The organism is Pseudomonas sp. AAC, assembly GCF_000725445.1.
Classification (GTDB): domain Bacteria; phylum Pseudomonadota; class Gammaproteobacteria; order Pseudomonadales; family Pseudomonadaceae; genus Pseudomonas; species Pseudomonas citronellolis.
This window is the reverse complement of record NZ_KL647100.1, coordinates 116585-132360: the sequence shown is the minus strand read 5'-3', so window position 1 is coordinate 132360 and position 15776 is coordinate 116585. Positions and strand designations below refer to the sequence as shown.

Sequence of the window (15776 nt, the reverse complement as noted above, 5' to 3'; positions counted from 1 at the left end):
CGTCAGCCACGCAGTTCCTCGATGCTGATCTCGCGCATGCGGAACTTCTGGATCTTGCCGGTCACCGTCATCGGGAACTCGTCGCAGAAGCGGAAGTAGCGCGGCACCTTGAAGTGGGCGATGCGCGCCTTGCAGAAGGCCCGCAGTTCCTCCTCGTCGACGCCGTGGCCGGGGTGGAACTTGACCCAGGCCACCAGCTCCTCGCCGTACTTGTCGTCGGGGATGCCGATCACCTGGGCGTCGGCCACGGCGTGGTGGGTATAGAGGAATTCCTCGATCTCGCGCGGATAGATGTTCTCGCCGCCGCGGATGATCATGTCCTTGCTGCGCCCGACGATGCGCACGTTGCCCGCCTCGTCCATCACCGCCAGGTCGCCGGTGAGCATCCAGCGCGCCGGGCTGATGGCCTCGGCCGTGGCCTGGGGGTTGTTCCAGTAGCCGAGCATCACGCTGTAGCCGCGGGTGCACAGCTCGCCGATGGTGCCGCGCGGGACGATGCGGCCGTCGCCGTCGATGATCTTGCTCTCCAGCTGCGGCTGGGTGCGGCCGACGGTGGTCACGCGGATTTCCAGCTCGTCGTCCGGGCCGGTCTGCAGCGACACCGGGCTGGTCTCGGTCATGCCGTAGGCGATCTGCACCTCGGCCATGTGCATTTCATTGATGACCCGGCGCATCACCTCGATCGGGCAGGTGGCGCCGGCCATGATCCCGGTGCGCAGGCTGGACAGGTCGAATTCGGCGCGGCGCGGGTGGTCCAGCTCGGCGATGAACATGGTGGGCACGCCGTAGAGCGCGGTGGCGCGTTCCTCGGCCACGGCAGCGAGGGTCGCTTCCGGCTCGAAGCTGGGCGCCGGGTAGATCATGGTGGCGCCGTGGGTCATGCAGCCGAGGTTGCCCATCACCATGCCAAAGCAGTGGTACAGCGGCACCGGGATCACCAGGCGGTCGTGCTCGGTGAGGCCGATGCTCTCGCCGACCATGTAGCCGTTGTTGAGGATGTTGTAGTGGCTGAGGGTGGCGCCCTTGGGGAAGCCGGTGGTGCCGGAGGTGTACTGGATGTTGATCGGCTCGTCGAACTGCAGCAGCGCCTGGCGCTGCGCCAGCTCCTCGGCGGATACCGAGGCGCCTATGCCTTCCAGCTGGTCCCAGCGGAGGAACCCGGCCGGGGCCTGGGCGGCCAGGCTGACCACCCCGCTCAGCTCCGGCAGGCGCGCGCTGTTCAGCTCGCCCGGGCGGCAGTCGCGCAGCTCCGGCAGCAGCTCGGCGAGCATGCCGTGGTAGTCGGAGGTCTTGAAGGCGTCGGCGCACACCAGCCAGCGGCAGCCGGACTGCTTCAGCGCGTACTCCAGCTCGTTGGCGCGGTAGGCCGGGTTGATGTTGACCAGCACGGCGCCGATCTTGGCGCTGGCGAACTGGGTGATGCACCACTGCGCGCAGTTCGGCGCCCAGATGCCCAGGCGGTCGCCCTGGCGCAGGCCCAGGGCGAGGAAGGCGCGGGCCGTGGCGTTCACCACCTCGGCCAGCTGGGCCCAGGTGTAGCGCAGGTTCTGGTGCCGCACCACCAGCGCTTCGCGGTCGGCGAAGCGGCCGGCGGTGTCGTCGAAGGCAGCGCCTATGGTCATGGCCAGCAGCGGCTTGTCCTGGCGGCCACGGGTATAGCTCGGGTGGTTCATGGCGTTCCCTTGTTGTGCTTGTTCTGGGACTGGGCTCATGGCCGGGCCCACAGGCATGGGCATGACCGGCCGGTCGACGGCTCGCCGAGCATCTTTACGTTAACGTAAAGGTAAACGCAAGCCCGCGATCCGCCTCGTTCTCTACAGCTTAGCCAGTCAAGCTTCATGCCACAGAATCAGAACACCTTGAGAATCAGATACTTGGAATAATCCGACAGCCGATACCCCGGCCCGGCATTCGCATTTCGCAACACTTGGCGAGACACTTTCTCATTCCCGCCGCTGCGCTTTCAAAGTGATACACGCACTTGTGCCTGCAAGCCCTTGAAATTCTTTCCCCTGGGCCACTGCCAGGCTGATGCACGGGCTCCGGTCATGGATTAGAATTCTGGGAAATTGCCTACACGGATGTAGACCCTCCCACTTGTGCGAATCACATCCATGAACATTCGTCGTTCGATCCTGGGCCTTTTCTTCACCTGTACCTTTGCCTTCGCCCTGCCCGCCCTCGCCGCCAGCAAGGCGGAAGTCACCCCCAGCCAGTTGGTCCTGGCCTCCGGCAGCGCCCTGGTGGTGGACCTGAACTCCGACAAGGTGGTGTATTCCAGCAACCCCGACGTGGTCCGCCCGATCGCCTCGGTGACCAAGCTGATGACCGCCATGGTGGTGCTCGACGCCAAGCTGCCGCTGGACGAGCAGATCGACGTGGACATCTCCGAGACCGCCGAGATGAAGGGCGTGTTCTCCCGCGTGCACCTGGGCAGCCGCATCGACCGCCGGCAGATGCTGCTGCTGGCGCTGATGTCCTCGGAAAACCGCGCCGCCGCCAGCCTGGCCCACCACTACCCGGGCGGCAGCGTGGCCTTCGTCAAGGCGATGAACGCCAAGGCGAAGTCCCTGGGCATGCTGCACACCCACTATGTGGAGCCCACCGGCCTGTCGATCGACAACACTTCCACCGCCCATGACCTGATCCGCCTGGTCAAGGCCGCCTACCAGTACCCGCTGATCCGCGAACTGAGCACCACCGCGACCAAGGATGCGCGCTTCAGCCACCCGAGCTACGCGCTGAGCTTCTTCAACACCAACCCGCTGGTGCGCGCCGGCAAGTGGGACATCCGCCTTACCAAGACCGGCTTCACCAACCAGGCCGGGCATTGCCTGGTGATGGTCACGGTGATGAACGGCCGCCCGGTGGCCCTGGCCCTGCTCGACGCCTTCGGCAAGCGCACCCACGTGGCCGACGCCGCGCGCATCCGCCGCTGGGTGGAAGCCGGCAAGGCCTCGCCGGTGCCGGCGGTGGCGCTGCGTTACAAGCAGGCGAAGCAGACGCAGGGGATGCAGGCCGCGGAGTGATGGTGTTTACCGGGGGCTTGGGTGTTCGGGGTTGAGAGCGCCCTCTCCCTAACCCTCTCCCTGAAGGGAGAGGGGACCGTTGGGCAGAGCTGGGTGTTCTGGAGTTAGCCGGCAGCACCAACGGTTTCCGGCTGGAATCTGGCCTCCTCTCGGCACGGCCTAGCCCCCTCTCCCTTCAGGGCGGGGCGCGCAGCCGAGGGCTGGGGAGAGGGTTGGGGCCCCCCCCGCCACACCAGAACCCACCCCATACTCCACTCCCGCTTTCTCCCCCTTCCCTACTGACCTCCCCCCCACATCCCGGTACAGTGCCCGCTCAAAGCCCCCCAAGCACCAGGCCGCCCATGCACGACAACTCCCCCCTCACGGACTACCAGAGCGTCCGCCAGTTGGCGATCCGCTCGCTGTTCGAAATCTTCGAGCAGTTCAGCGAGGGCACCGTGATCGTCGACCGCGACGCCAATATCGTCTGGATCAACCAGCGCTACGCCCAGCGCTTCGGCCTGGACGAGGCCGAGCAGGCCGTCGGCCGGCCGGTGGAGAGCGTGATCCCCGGCAGCCTGATGCGCGAAGTGGTGCGCAGCGGCCGGCCGATGCTGCTGGACATCCTCGACATGCCGCGCGACCCGCTGGTGGTGATGCGCATGCCGATCCGCGACGACGCCGGGCAGGTGATCGGCGCCATCGGCTTCGCCCTGTTCGACGAGCTGCGCTCGCTGTCGCCGCTGCTCAGCCGCTACCAGCGCATGCGCCAGGAGCTGGCCTCCACCCGCTCGCTGCTGCAGGCGCGCCAGGCCAAGTACAGCCTGGCGCACTTCATCGGCAACGGCAGCGCCAGCCTGGAGGTCAAGCGCCGCGCCCGCCGCGCCGCCACCAGCGAGGCGCCGGTGCTGCTGCTGGGCGAGACCGGCACCGGCAAGGAGCTGCTCGCCCACGCCATCCACAGCGCCTCGGCGCGGGCCGGCAAGGCCTTCGTCAGCATCAACGCCGCGGCCATCCCGGAAACCCTGCTGGAAGCGGAGTTCTTCGGCACCGCGCCGGGCGCCTTCACCGGCGCCGACCGCAAGGGCCGCCCGGGCAAGCTGCAGATCGCCCAGGGCGGCACCCTGTTCCTCGACGAGATCGGCGACATGCCCCTGCCGCTGCAGAGCAAGCTGCTGCGCGTGCTGCAGGAAAAGGAATTCGAGCCGGTAGGCTCCAACGAAGTGCTGCGCAGCGACGTGCGGCTGATCGCAGCCACCTCCATCGACCTGGACAAGGCCGTGCGCGAGGGCCGCTTCCGCGCCGACCTGTACTACCGCATCAACGTGGTGCCCATCGGTATCCCGCCGCTGCGCGAGCGCCTGGAGGACCTGCCGGCGCTGTGCGAGGCGATCCTCGACGACCTGCGCGAGGACAACCACGCCCTCTACGAGCTGGACGCCGACGCCCTCGCCCTGCTGCGCCGCCACGCCTGGCCGGGCAACGTGCGCGAGCTACGCAACCTGCTGGAGCGCACCGTGCTGCTCAACGACCGGGCGCAACTGGACGCCCAGGCCCTGCGCGCCGCCCTCGGCCCGCTGCAGGCGCCGCCGGCGCAGGCGGACGGCAACCGCGCCAGCCTGGCCGAGGGCCAGGACTTCTACGCCGCGCGGGAAGCCTTCGAGCGCGAGCTGATCGGCAACGTGCTGGCCGAACAGGCCGGCAACGTCGAGGCGGCCGCGCGGCGCCTGGGGCTGGGCCGCTCGACGCTGTACAAGAAGATGGCCGCCCTGGGCCTTTCGTCCTGAAACAGAGACTTTTCTACATTCAGAGACAACCCGAATTCCAGGTGTCTTCAGGCATATGGAATGCGTCTTTGTCCACGAATGGAGACAAAGCCCGGCGCGCGATCCCCGCAAACCCAAATAAATCTCTTTAAAATCAGCTAGTTAAACATCTGGCACGGTTCTCGCTATCCGGCCCGGGCGGCCATCCGCCGCACGCCGACATAACAACAACCAACGCCGTCCGCGCACGAACGTTACCCACGGGGCCCACGGCCCGCCCCGGTTCGCCGCCGCGCCGCGCCAGGAGTACTAGCAAACATGAGCAGAACCCCGCTCAACCATGCCGTCGCCCTCGCCACCCTGGGCTCCACCCTCGGCATCGCGCTCCCCGTCCAGGCCGATTTCCTCGCCGACAGCAAGGCCAGCCTCGAACTGCGCAACTTCTACTTCAACCGTGACTTCCGCCAGGACGCCGCGCCCCAGTCGAAACAGGAGGAATGGGCGCAGGGCTTCCTGCTGCGCTACGAGTCCGGCTTCACCGAGGGCACCATAGGCGTGGGCGTCGACGCCATCGGCCTGCTGGGCGTGAAGCTCGACTCCAGCCCCGACCGCGCCGGCTCCGGCCTGCTGCCGCGCGACCGCGAGAAGGTCCACGGCGCCCAGGACGACTACAGCGAACTGGGCCTGACCGCCAAGCTGCGCGCCTCCCACAGCGTGCTCAAGGTCGGCACCCTGCTGCCTAAGCTGCCCAGCGTGCTCGCCAACGACTCGCGCCTGCTGCCGCAGACCTTCCAGGGCGCGCACCTGAATTCCACCGAGTTCGCCGGCCTGACCTTCGACGCCGGCCGCCTGCGCCAGGTCAGCCAGCGCGATTCCTCCGACAGCGAGGACATGACGCTCACCACCGGCAACGCCCGCGGCATCGTCGCCAGCGCCGACAGCGACCGCTTCGACTTCGCCGACCTGAGCTACAAATGGACGCCGCAGCTGACCACCGGCTACAACTACGCCAAGCTCGACGGCCTGTACGACCAGCACATCGTCAACCTGCTGCACGTGCTGCCCATCGCCGAAGGCCAATCGCTGAAGACCGACCTGCGCTTCGCCCGCTCCAAGGACGACGGCCACAGCAACGTCGACAACCGCGCCTTCGGCGCCATGCTCACCTACAGCCTCGGCGGCCATGCCTTCGGCGCCGGCTACCAGGTCATGAACGGCGATACCGGCTTCGCCTACATCGGCGGCACCGACGCCTTCCTGGTCAACTTCGTGCAGATCGGCGACTTCGCCAACCGCGACGAGAAGTCCTGGCAGCTACGCTACGACTACGACTTCGCCGCCCTGGGCGTGCCCGGCCTGACCTTCATGACGCGCTACCTGTCCGGCGACGACATCGAGCTGGGCGCCGGCAAGCCGGAGGGCAAGGAGTGGGAGCGCAACACGGACATCGGCTACGTCGTGCAGAGCGGGCCGCTGAAGAACTTCGGCGTCAAATGGCGCAACGCTAGCGTGCGCTCCAGCCATTTCGGCAACGACCTGGACGAGAACCGGCTGATCCTCAGCTACGTGCTGCCGCTCTGGTAACCGCCGGCATTCGCGCCACCATCACAATAATCACGCGCGGCCACGGCGCCGCGCGGCTCCAGGAGAACTGCCCATGAGCGTGGTCATCGCCCTCGCCGCCCTCGTCCTGCTGATGCTGGCCGCCTACCGCGGCTACAGCGTCATCCTCTTCGCCCCCATCGCGGCGCTGCTCGCCGTGCTCCTCACCGACCCGTCAGCGGTGGCGCCGGCCTTCACCGGCGTGTTCATGGAGAAGATGGTCGGCTTCGTCAAACTGTACTTCCCGGTGTTCCTGCTCGGCGCCGTGTTCGGCAAGCTCATCGAGCTGTCGGGCTTCTCGCGCTCCATAGTCGCGGCGGCCATCCGCCTGCTCGGCACCCGCCAGGCCATGCTGGTGATAGTGCTGGTGTGCGCCCTGCTCACCTACGGCGGCGTGTCGCTGTTCGTGGTGGTGTTCGCGGTGTACCCCTTCGCCGCCGAGATGTTCCGCCAGAGCGACATCCCCAAGCGGCTGATCCCGGCGACCATCGCCCTGGGCGCCTTCAGCTTCACCATGGACGCCCTGCCCGGCACCCCGCAGATCCAGAACATCATCCCCACCGCCTTCTTCGGCACCAACGGCTGGGCCGCGCCCTGGCTGGGGCTGATCGGCAGCCTGTTCGTGTTCTTCGCCGGCATGCTGTTCCTGCGCCGCCAGGCCGGGCGCGCCCGCGCCGCCGGCGAAGGCTACGGTCGCGACTTGCGCAACGAGCCGGAAACCGCCAGCGACATCGCCCTGCCGAACCCGCTGCTGGCGCTCTCGCCGCTGGTGCTGGTGGGCGTGGCCAACCTGCTGTTCACCCACTGGATCCCGCAGCTCTACGGCAAGACCCACAGCCTGCAGCTGGCCGGCATGGCCGCGCCGGTGGCCAGCGACGTGAGCAAGCTCACCGGCATCTGGGCGGTGCAGGCGGCGCTGCTGCTGGGCATCCTGCTGGTGCTGGCCAGCAGCTACCGGGCGATCCGCAGCCGCCTCGCCGAAGGCAGCAAGACCGCGGTGTCCGGCGCCCTGCTGGCGGCCATGAACACCGCCTCGGAATACGGCTTCGGCGCGGTCATCGCCTCGCTGCCGGGCTTCCTGGTGCTGGCCGATGCGCTCAAGAGCATCCCCAACCCGCTGGTCAACGAAGCCATCACCGTCACCACCCTGGCCGGCATCACCGGCTCGGCCTCCGGCGGCATGAGCATCGCCCTGGCGGCCATGTCCGAGCAGTTCATCGCCGCCGCCCACGCCGCCAACATCCCCCTGGAGGTGCTGCACCGCGTCGCCGCCATGGCCAGCGGCGGGATGGACACGCTGCCGCACAACGGCGCGGTCATCACCCTGCTGGCGGTCACCGGGCTGACCCACCGCGAGGCCTACAAGGACATCTTCGCCATCACCCTGATCAAGACCCTGGCGGTCTTCGTGGTGATCGCTACCTTCTACGCAACCGGCATCGTTTGATGCCGTGTACCACCCGGCGGCCCGCTGAGGGCCGCCACAGGCAGGAGAAACGACCATGAACCTCAAAGGCAAGATCGCGCTGGTCACCGGCGCCACCAGCGGCATCGGCCTGGGCATCGCCCACAGCCTGGCCGCGGCCGGCGCCCAGGTGGTGATCAACGGCTTCGGCGATGTCGAGGGCGCCCTGACCGAGTTGGGCCGCCACGGCACGCGGATCGGCCACCACCCGGCGGACATGGCCGAGCCGGCGCAGATCGCCGAGATGATCGCCTACGTCGAGCGCGAGTTCGGCGCGCTGGACATCCTGGTCAACAACGCCGGCATCCAGCACGTGGACGCCGTGGAAGACTTCCCGGTGGAGCGCTGGAACGCGATCATCGCCATCAACCTCTCCGCGGTGTTCCACAGCACGCGCCTGGCGCTGCCGGGCATGCGCCGGCGCAACTGGGGGCGCATCGTCAACGTCGCCTCCACCCACGGCCTGGTGGCCTCCGCCGGCAAGAGCGCCTACGTCGCCGCCAAGCACGGGGTGATCGGCCTGACCAAGAGTGTCGCCCTGGAAACCGCCACCACGCCCATCACCTGCAACGCCATCTGCCCCGGCTGGGTGCTGACGCCGCTGGTGCAGAAGCAGATAGACGCGCGCATAGCCGAGGGCGCCAGCCCCGAGCAGGCGCGCCACGACCTGCTGGCGGAAAAGCAGCCGTCCCTGGAGTTCGTCACCCCCGAACAACTGGGCGAGCTGGCGCTGTTCCTCTGCAGCGAGGCCGCCGCCCAGGTGCGCGGCGCCGCCTGGAACATGGACGGCGGCTGGGTCGCCCAGTGAGCGTCCGCCCCCGCCGCCAGCCGGCGGGGGCCAGCGCCGGATCGTCGCTGGGCGGAAGACGTCGCAATCCCGTGCCACACTGACAGGACAAGCAGTGGATGGACGGACGCCCCTATGAAGCCCTTGTGGACCCCTTCCGCCGAACGCATCGCCGCCAGCCGGATGGACGCCTTTCGCCGGCAGGTCAACCAGCGCCATGGCCTGGCGCTAGCCGACTACCCCGCCCTGCACGCCTGGAGCATCGAGCACCGCGAGGCCTTCTGGCAGGCCATCGTCGACAGCTTCGACGTACGCTTCCACAACCCGCCGCGCACGGTGCTGGAGGAAGGCCCGCGGATGCCCGACGCGCGCTGGTTCCCCGGCGCCACCCTGAACTTCGCCGAACACCTGCTGCGCCGCCGCGACGAGGCCACGGCAGTGGTGGCCATAGGCGAAGACGGCAGCCGCGAAAGCCTCAGCCATGCCGAGCTGGCCGCCCAGGTCGCCGGCCTGCAACGCAGCCTGCGCGCTGCCGGGGTGGGCGTGGGCGACCGCGTGGCGGCCTTCATGCCCAATACCTGGCAGACCCTGGTGGGCATGCTCGCCGCCACCAGCCTGGGCGCCACCTGGTCGAGCTGCTCGCCGGACTTCGGCACCCAGGGGGTGATCGACCGCTTCGGCCAGATCGAGCCCAAGGTGCTGATCGCCTGCGCCGGCTACCGCTACGCCGGCAAGGTGCTGGACCTGACCGGCAAGCTCAACGAGATACTGGAAAAGCTGCCATCGCTGCAGCAACTGGTGGTGGTGCCCTACGCGCGGCCAGAGGCTCGCCCAACTGATTACAAGTCAGTTGCTCTAACTACCCTGTGGAACGACTTCTACCAGAGCGGCGGCGAACCCGAATTCACCCCGGTGCCCTTCGCCCATCCGCTGTACATCCTCTATTCCAGCGGCACCACCGGCGTGCCCAAGTGCATCGTCCACTCCACCGGCGGCGTGCTGCTGCAGCACCTCAAGGAGCACGCGCTGCACACCGACCTGCACTCCGGCGACGTGCTGTTCTACTACACCACCTGCGGCTGGATGATGTGGAACTGGCTGGTCTCGGGCCTGGCGGTGGGCGCCAGCCTGGTGCTCTACGACGGCTCGCCCTTCCACCCCGGCCCGGAACGGCTGATGGACCTGGTCGACGCCGAGGCCATCAAGGTCTTCGGCACCAGCGCCAAGTACATCGCCGCGCTGGAGAAGGCCGGCGTGCGCCCGGCGCAGACGCATAGCCTGGACAGCCTGCAGACGCTGCTCTCCACCGGCTCGCCGCTGGCCCACGAGAGCTTCGACTACGTCTACCGCGACATCAAGGCCGACCTGTGCCTGTCGTCCATCTCCGGCGGCACCGACATCGTCTCCTGCTTCGCCCTGGGCAACCCCACGGCGCCGGTGTGGCGCGGCGAGCTGCAATGCAAGGGCCTGGGCATGGCGGTGGAAGTCTGGGACGACGACGGCAGGCGCCTGCGCAGCGGCAAGGGCGAGCTGGTCTGCACCCGGCATTTCCCGTCGATCCCGGTGGGTTTCTGGAACGATCCGCAGGGCGAGAAATTCCACGACGCCTACTTCGCCACCTTCCCCGGCATCTGGGCCCACGGCGACTACGCCGAGGAAACCGCCCACGGCGGCCTGGTGATCCACGGCCGCTCCGACGCCGTGCTCAACCCCGGCGGCGTGCGCATCGGCACGGCGGAAATCTACCGCCAGGTGGAAAAGGTCGACGAGGTGCTGGAATCCATCGCCATCGGCCAGGACTGGCAAGGCGACGTGCGCGTGGTGCTGTTCGTGCGCCTGCGCGAAGGCGTGCAGCTGGACGAGTCGCTAGAGGAGAAAATCCGCCAGACCATCCGCGCCAACACCACCCCGCGCCACGTGCCGGCGAAGATCATCGCGGTGGCCGACATCCCCCGCACCCTCAGCGGCAAGATAGTCGAGCTGGCGGTACGCAACGTGGTGCACGGCAGGCCGGTGAAGAACACCGACGCCCTGGCCAACCCGCAGGCGCTGGAGTTGTATCGGGAGCTGGAGGAGTTGAAATCCTGAGGCGGGCAATCGACGGTGTTGGCCGGGGCCGCTGGGGTTCGAGGGGATTCCGTTCCCTCACCCCAGCCCTCTCCCAGAGGGAGAGGGAGCCGTTCGGCGCGAACGGGAAGCTCAGCGTCGACCTGTAGGAGCGGACCTTGTCCGCGATAACCGGACATCCCGGCGCGATTCGCGGATGAGATCCGCACCTACGCCGCCCCACCCTCGCCATCCCCTGTAGGAGCGCGCCCTGCGCGCGAAATCGCAGGCAGGGCCTGCTCCTACAGGTGAATGATGAACTTGCGCCCAGAAAAAAACCGGGGACCTGCCCCGGCTTTTTCCACCACATCCCGCCTCAGAGCGCCGACCAGCCGTCGGTCTTGCCGCCCAGCGGTTCGGAATGCTCGGCCAGCAGTTCCTCGTAGCCGCTGATGCTCTCGTGGGTCGGCCCCATCACCGGGTAGGCCAGGACCTGCCAGGGGTTGGCCGGGTCGCCGTCGTATTCGGAATAGGCCACCTTCTGGCCGTTCTGCAGCAGGAGGATGGCGAAATCCAGCGCCGCCTGCTCTTCCGGGAAGATCACGGCGAATTCCACCTCACGCTCGAACGAAAGGTCCTCGCCATCTTCCTGCAGGGCCCACAGGGCGTCACCGATCTCGTCGTCGGGGAAGAGTTGCTTGTCGCGGGTCATGTCACAGCTCCAGTAGAAAGGGGCATCCGGGCGGACGCCTGCCGACAAGGATACCTGCCTTGGCGCGGCCGCGCCGGAAATATCGGGTGCCGGCCGCGGAAAAGGCAACGGCCCGCTGCACGAGGCAACGGGCCGCCCTCACCACCGGCCTCAGGCCTGCAGCTGGTTGCCGATCGGCAGGTTGCGGATGCGCTTGCCGGTGGCCGCCGCCAGGGCATTGGCCAGGGCCGGCGCCGCCGGCGGCACGCCGGGTTCGCCGACGCCGGTGGGCGCCTCGCTGGACGGCACTATGTGCACCTCCACCGCCGGCATCTCGTTGATCCGCAACACCTGGAAGTCGTGGAAGTTGGACTGCTCGACCACGCCCTCCTTGAGGGTGATGGCGCTGTGCAGGGCCATGGCCAGGCCGTAGCCGATGCCGCCTTCCATCTGCGCGCGGATCACGTCCGGGTTGATCGCCAGGCCGCAGTCCACGGCGCAGACCACGCGGTCGATGCGGAAGCTCTTGTCGGCCTTCACCGTGACTTCCACCACCTGCGCCACGAAGCTGCCGAAGGACTCGTGCACGGCGATCCCGCGGCCGCGCTTCTCGCCTTCCCCGCCGGCCTTCAGCGGCTGCTTCCAGCCGGCCTTGTCGGCCACCAGGTCGAGCACGCCCAGGTGCCGCGGGTGTTTCTCCAGCAGGGCGCGGCGGAATTCGTAGGGGTCCTTGCCGGCGGCCACCGCGGCTTCGTCGATCAGCGTTTCGGTGGAATAGGCCGTGTGGGTGTGGCCCACCGAGCGCCACCACTGCGTCGGCACCTTGATCTCCGGCACCAGGGTCTGCTCCACGCGCAGGTTGGGCACCGCATAGGGCAGGTCCGCCGCGCCCTCCACCGCCACCTTGTCGATGCCGTCCTTGACCATCACCTTCTCGAAGGGCGTGCCGACGATGAACGACTGCCCCACCAGATGCTGCTCCCAGCCCACCAGGTTGCCCTGGCCGTCCAGCGCCAGGCGCGCGCTGTGCAGGAAGGCCGGGCGGTAGTAGCCGCCGCGGGTGTCGTCCTCGCGGGTCCAGACCATCTTCACCGGCCCCTTGTGGCCGTGCTCGCGGGCCGCCTTGGCGATCGAGACGGCCTCCAGCACGTAGTCCGAGTGCGGGTTGGCGCGGCGGCCGAAGCTGCCGCCGGCATACAGCTGGGTGATCGAGACCTTCTCCGGGGCGATGCCCAGCAACTGCCCGACCGCCATCTGGTCGCCGGTCTGCCACTGCTCGCCGTTCCAGATCTCGCAGGCGCCGTCGGAGAGCTTGACCACGCAGTTCAGCGGCTCCATGGAGGCATGGGCCAGGAACGGGAACTGGTACTGCGCCTCGATCAGCTTGGCCGGCTTGTCCAGCGCCTTGGCGATGTCGCCCTCGTTGCGCGCCACCACGCCGGGCTTGGCCGCCAGTTCCTGGTACCTGGCGAAGATTTCGGCGCTGCCCATGCGGAAGGCGTTGCTCTCGTCCCATTCCACCTGCAGGGCGTCACGCCCCTGGCGCGCGGCCCAGGTGTTCTTCGCCAGCACGGCGACGCCGGCGAAGCGCGAGTCGCTGCCCGGGAACTGCACCACCGCCACCACGCCGGGCACGGCCTTGGCCTTGCTGTCGTCGACCTTTTTCGGCACCCCGCCGAAGCGCGGCGGGTGCGCCACCACGGCCACCAGCATGTCCGGCAGGTGCACGTCCTGGGTGAAGCGTGCCTGGCCGTCGGTCTTGTCCTGGCTGTCCTTGCGCGGCAGCTTCACCTGGCCGATCAGCTTGAAGTCCTCCGGCGCCTTGAGCTTCACCTCCGCCGGCACCGGCTGTTTGGCCGCCGCCTCGGCCAGTTGGCCGAACCCGGCCTTGTGCCCGGAAGCCTTGTGCTCGACCACGCCATCGTGCACCTCGATCTGCTCGGCCGGCACCTTCCACTGCTGCGCCGCCGCGGCCACCAGCATGGCCCGGGCCGTGGCCCCGGCCTTGCGCATCTGCTCGAAGGAGTTGGCCATGGCACTGCTGCCGCCGGTGCCCTGCAGGGTGCCGAAGGCCAGGTTGGCGTAGCGCTTGGCGTCGGCCGGGGCGCCTTCGACGCGGACCTTGCTCCAGTCGGCGTCCAGTTCCTCGGCCAGCAGGGTGGCCAGGCCGGTGTAGCTGCCCTGCCCCATTTCCACGTGCTTGGCGATCACCGTCACCGTGCCGTCGGGGGCGATGCGCACGAAGGCGTTGGGCTCGAAGGCCTTGGCCGCGGCGGCCTGCGGGTCGCCGAAGCGTCCCAGCAGCGGCGCGAAGTAGATGCCCAGGGCCAGGCCGCCGGCGCCGCGCAGGAAATGCCGGCGGCTGACGTTGAGGATGCCGTCGCCGGCATCTTCCGGCTCACGGCTGGCTCGTTGCTGCAGGTCTGCCATGTCGCGCCTCCTCAGGCCAGGTTCTGCGCGGCTTCGTGGATGGCCGCGCGAATGCGTACGTAGGTGGCGCAGCGGCAGATGTTGCCGCTCATGGCCGCGTCTATGTCGGCGTCGCTGGGGCTCTTGTTGCCGGCCAGCAGCGCCGTGGCCGACATGATCTGGCCGGACTGGCAGTAGCCGCACTGCACCACGTCCAGCTTGCGCCAGGCCTCCTGCACCGCCTTGCCGGCGGCCTGCTCGGCCACCGCCTCGATGGTGGTGACCTGCTTGCCGGCCACCGCCGCCAGGGGCGTCACGCAGGAGCGCGTGGGCTGGCCGTCGACGTGCACGGTGCAGGCCCCGCACAGGGCCATGCCGCAGCCATACTTGGTGCCGGTGAGCAAGGCGACGTCGCGCAGCGCCCAGAGCAGGGGCATTTCCCCGGGCGCGTCGAATTCGTGGTCCTTGCCGTTGAGTTTCAGCTTGATCATCAGGCGCTCACCTCTTTGTTCGGGTGATGTGGAAGTCCGGAGCCAAGGCCGCTCCGTGGGGAATGGATTCAGCCTAGGCGCTTCCCTGGCCGAATGCCGCGACGATACGGGAAAACCCCGCCCAGTGGCTTGCCCGGTCCTGCGCAGGCTTGCCCGATCCTGCGGTGGATGCGGCCCACCCACGCCATTCCTTGCAGGAGCGGCCCTTGTCTACGATAGCCGGACATCCCGGCGCGATTCGCGGATAAGATCCGCTTGTATGGGCTGCCTCGCGCCGTGCCCCTTGTAGGAGCGCGCCCTGCGCGCGAATCGCGGGCAGGGCCCGCTCCTACAGGTTTGGCGCTCCTACGAAAAACGGGGACGCAGAAACACCGAAGCCACTCCGGAGAGTGGCTTCTGGCATTGCGCGGGCAGGTAGGTCAGTCGGCGACCTTCATCACCACCCGGCCGCCGCCGGGGCAGCTTTCCATGTAGTTGCTGGCCTCGCGGAACTTGGCGAAGTCGAAGACCTTGTCGATGCTCGGCTTGAGCAACTGGTCGGCGGTCATCTGGTTGATCGCCTGCAACGCCCGCTGCACCGCCTCGTCGTTGCGCGTCAGGCCGATTTCCGGCTGGCCGGTGAAGTCCAGCACGCAGTGGCGGTAGAACTGCAGGTGCTTCTTGAAGGCCGCGCAGGCCGGGAAGGTGGCGTCGTTGCCGCCGTTGATGCCGTAGAGGATCAGCTTGCCGCGCGGCGCGGCGACGTCGCCCAGCAGCTTCATCTGCGGGCCGGCGCACTGGTCCAGGACCACTTCCACGCCCTTGCCGTCGGTGAAGCGCTCGACCTCCAGCACCAGGTCCTGCTCCTCGGTGTAGATCACCTTGTCGGCGCCCAGGCTGCGGATGAAGTCGCGGGTGTTCTCGTGGCTGGTGGTGGCGATCACCTTGGCGCCCAGGGCCTTGGCCAGCTGGATCGACTGCGGCGCCAGGCAGTGCCCGGCCTCGGTGATCAGCACGTGCTGGCCCGGCTGCAGCCCGGCCAGCTCGACCAGGGCGAAGTAGGCGTACAGCAGGCCGGTGTAGTGCACCGCGGCCTCGACGGGGGTGAGGTTGTCCGGGTAGCGCGTCAGCGAGGTGCGCGGCATCACCACGTAATCGCCCCAGGCCGGGTACTGGTTCGGCGAGTCGGCCGGGAAGCTGGCCACGGCCATGCCGGGCGCAAGATCGGTGACGTTCACGCCCACCGCCTCGACCACGCCGGCCAGTTCGTAGCCGATCCCGGCGGGCAGCTGGGCCTGGTCGGGCGCCAGGTTCTGCCGCCAGAGCACGTCGCGCCAGCTCACGCCCAGCGCCTGGGTGCGGATCAGGACTTCATCCGGCCCCGGCCGTGGGGTCGGGACTTCCTCGAGTTTGAGTACCGAGGCATCACCGAACTGGTGGAATCGGATCATGCGGGACATCACATACCTCGCCTTTGATGCTTTATAGCCACGGACTCTATCCGGGCTTTCTTGTGCTTGCTACCCACCGCT

General features: G+C 68.2%; 11 protein-coding genes. 6 read left to right on the top strand and 5 right to left on the bottom strand.

The window, feature by feature from the left end; all coding sequences use genetic code 11:
• Positions 1-2: 2 nt before the first annotated feature.
• On the bottom strand, positions 3-1673 hold the full coding sequence (locus tag FG99_RS24140) for an AMP-binding protein (RefSeq protein WP_043272652.1): 1671 nt from the start codon (positions 1671-1673) through the stop codon (positions 3-5).
• Positions 1674-2114: 441 nt separating this feature from the next.
• On the opposite strand from FG99_RS24140, the gene pbpG reads away from it, so the two are divergent.
• From pbpG to FG99_RS24110, 6 genes are all read left to right on the top strand, one after another.
• Positions 2115-3029: a D-alanyl-D-alanine endopeptidase gene (gene pbpG, locus FG99_RS24135; protein WP_051879212.1), complete on the top strand. Its 915-nt coding sequence runs from the start codon at positions 2115-2117 to the stop codon at positions 3027-3029.
• A gap of 341 nt (positions 3030-3370) precedes the next feature.
• The gene (locus FG99_RS24130; protein ID WP_043272651.1) at positions 3371-4795 is read left to right on the top strand and encodes a sigma-54 interaction domain-containing protein; all 1425 of its coding nucleotides are present in this window, start codon (positions 3371-3373) and stop codon (positions 4793-4795) included.
• A gap of 297 nt (positions 4796-5092) precedes the next feature.
• Positions 5093-6358 carry an OprD family porin gene (locus tag FG99_RS24125; RefSeq protein WP_043272650.1) on the top strand — a complete coding sequence of 422 codons (1266 nt, stop codon included), beginning with the start codon at positions 5093-5095 and terminating at the stop codon, positions 6356-6358.
• Positions 6359-6431: 73 nt separating this feature from the next.
• Entirely contained in the window at positions 6432-7823 is a 1392-nt protein-coding gene (locus FG99_RS24120; protein WP_043272649.1) for a GntP family permease, read from the top strand.
• Between the two features lie 55 nt (positions 7824-7878).
• Entirely contained in the window at positions 7879-8649 is a 771-nt protein-coding gene (locus tag FG99_RS24115; protein WP_009622234.1) for a 3-hydroxybutyrate dehydrogenase, read from the top strand.
• A 114-nt stretch (positions 8650-8763) separates the two neighbouring features.
• Positions 8764-10716 carry an acetoacetate--CoA ligase gene (locus tag FG99_RS24110; RefSeq protein ID WP_043272648.1) on the top strand — a complete coding sequence of 651 codons (1953 nt, stop codon included), beginning with the start codon at positions 8764-8766 and terminating at the stop codon, positions 10714-10716.
• A 334-nt stretch (positions 10717-11050) separates the two neighbouring features.
• On the opposite strand, the gene FG99_RS24105 is transcribed toward FG99_RS24110, so the two are convergent.
• From FG99_RS24105 to FG99_RS24090, 4 genes are all read right to left on the bottom strand, one after another.
• Positions 11051-11386, bottom strand: coding sequence for a ribonuclease E inhibitor RraB (locus FG99_RS24105; protein WP_043272647.1), 336 nt, complete (start codon positions 11384-11386; stop codon positions 11051-11053).
• Positions 11387-11536: 150 nt separating this feature from the next.
• Positions 11537-13795, bottom strand: a complete 2259-nt coding sequence (locus FG99_RS24100) for a xanthine dehydrogenase family protein molybdopterin-binding subunit (protein ID WP_043272646.1) — start codon at positions 13793-13795, stop codon at positions 11537-11539.
• 11 nt (positions 13796-13806) lie between these two features.
• Positions 13807-14265, bottom strand: coding sequence for a (2Fe-2S)-binding protein (locus tag FG99_RS24095; protein WP_043272645.1), 459 nt, complete (start codon positions 14263-14265; stop codon positions 13807-13809).
• Between the two features lie 419 nt (positions 14266-14684).
• Positions 14685-15704, bottom strand: a complete 1020-nt coding sequence (locus FG99_RS24090) for a zinc-dependent alcohol dehydrogenase family protein (protein WP_043272644.1) — start codon at positions 15702-15704, stop codon at positions 14685-14687.
• Positions 15705-15776: the final 72 nt, after the last annotated feature.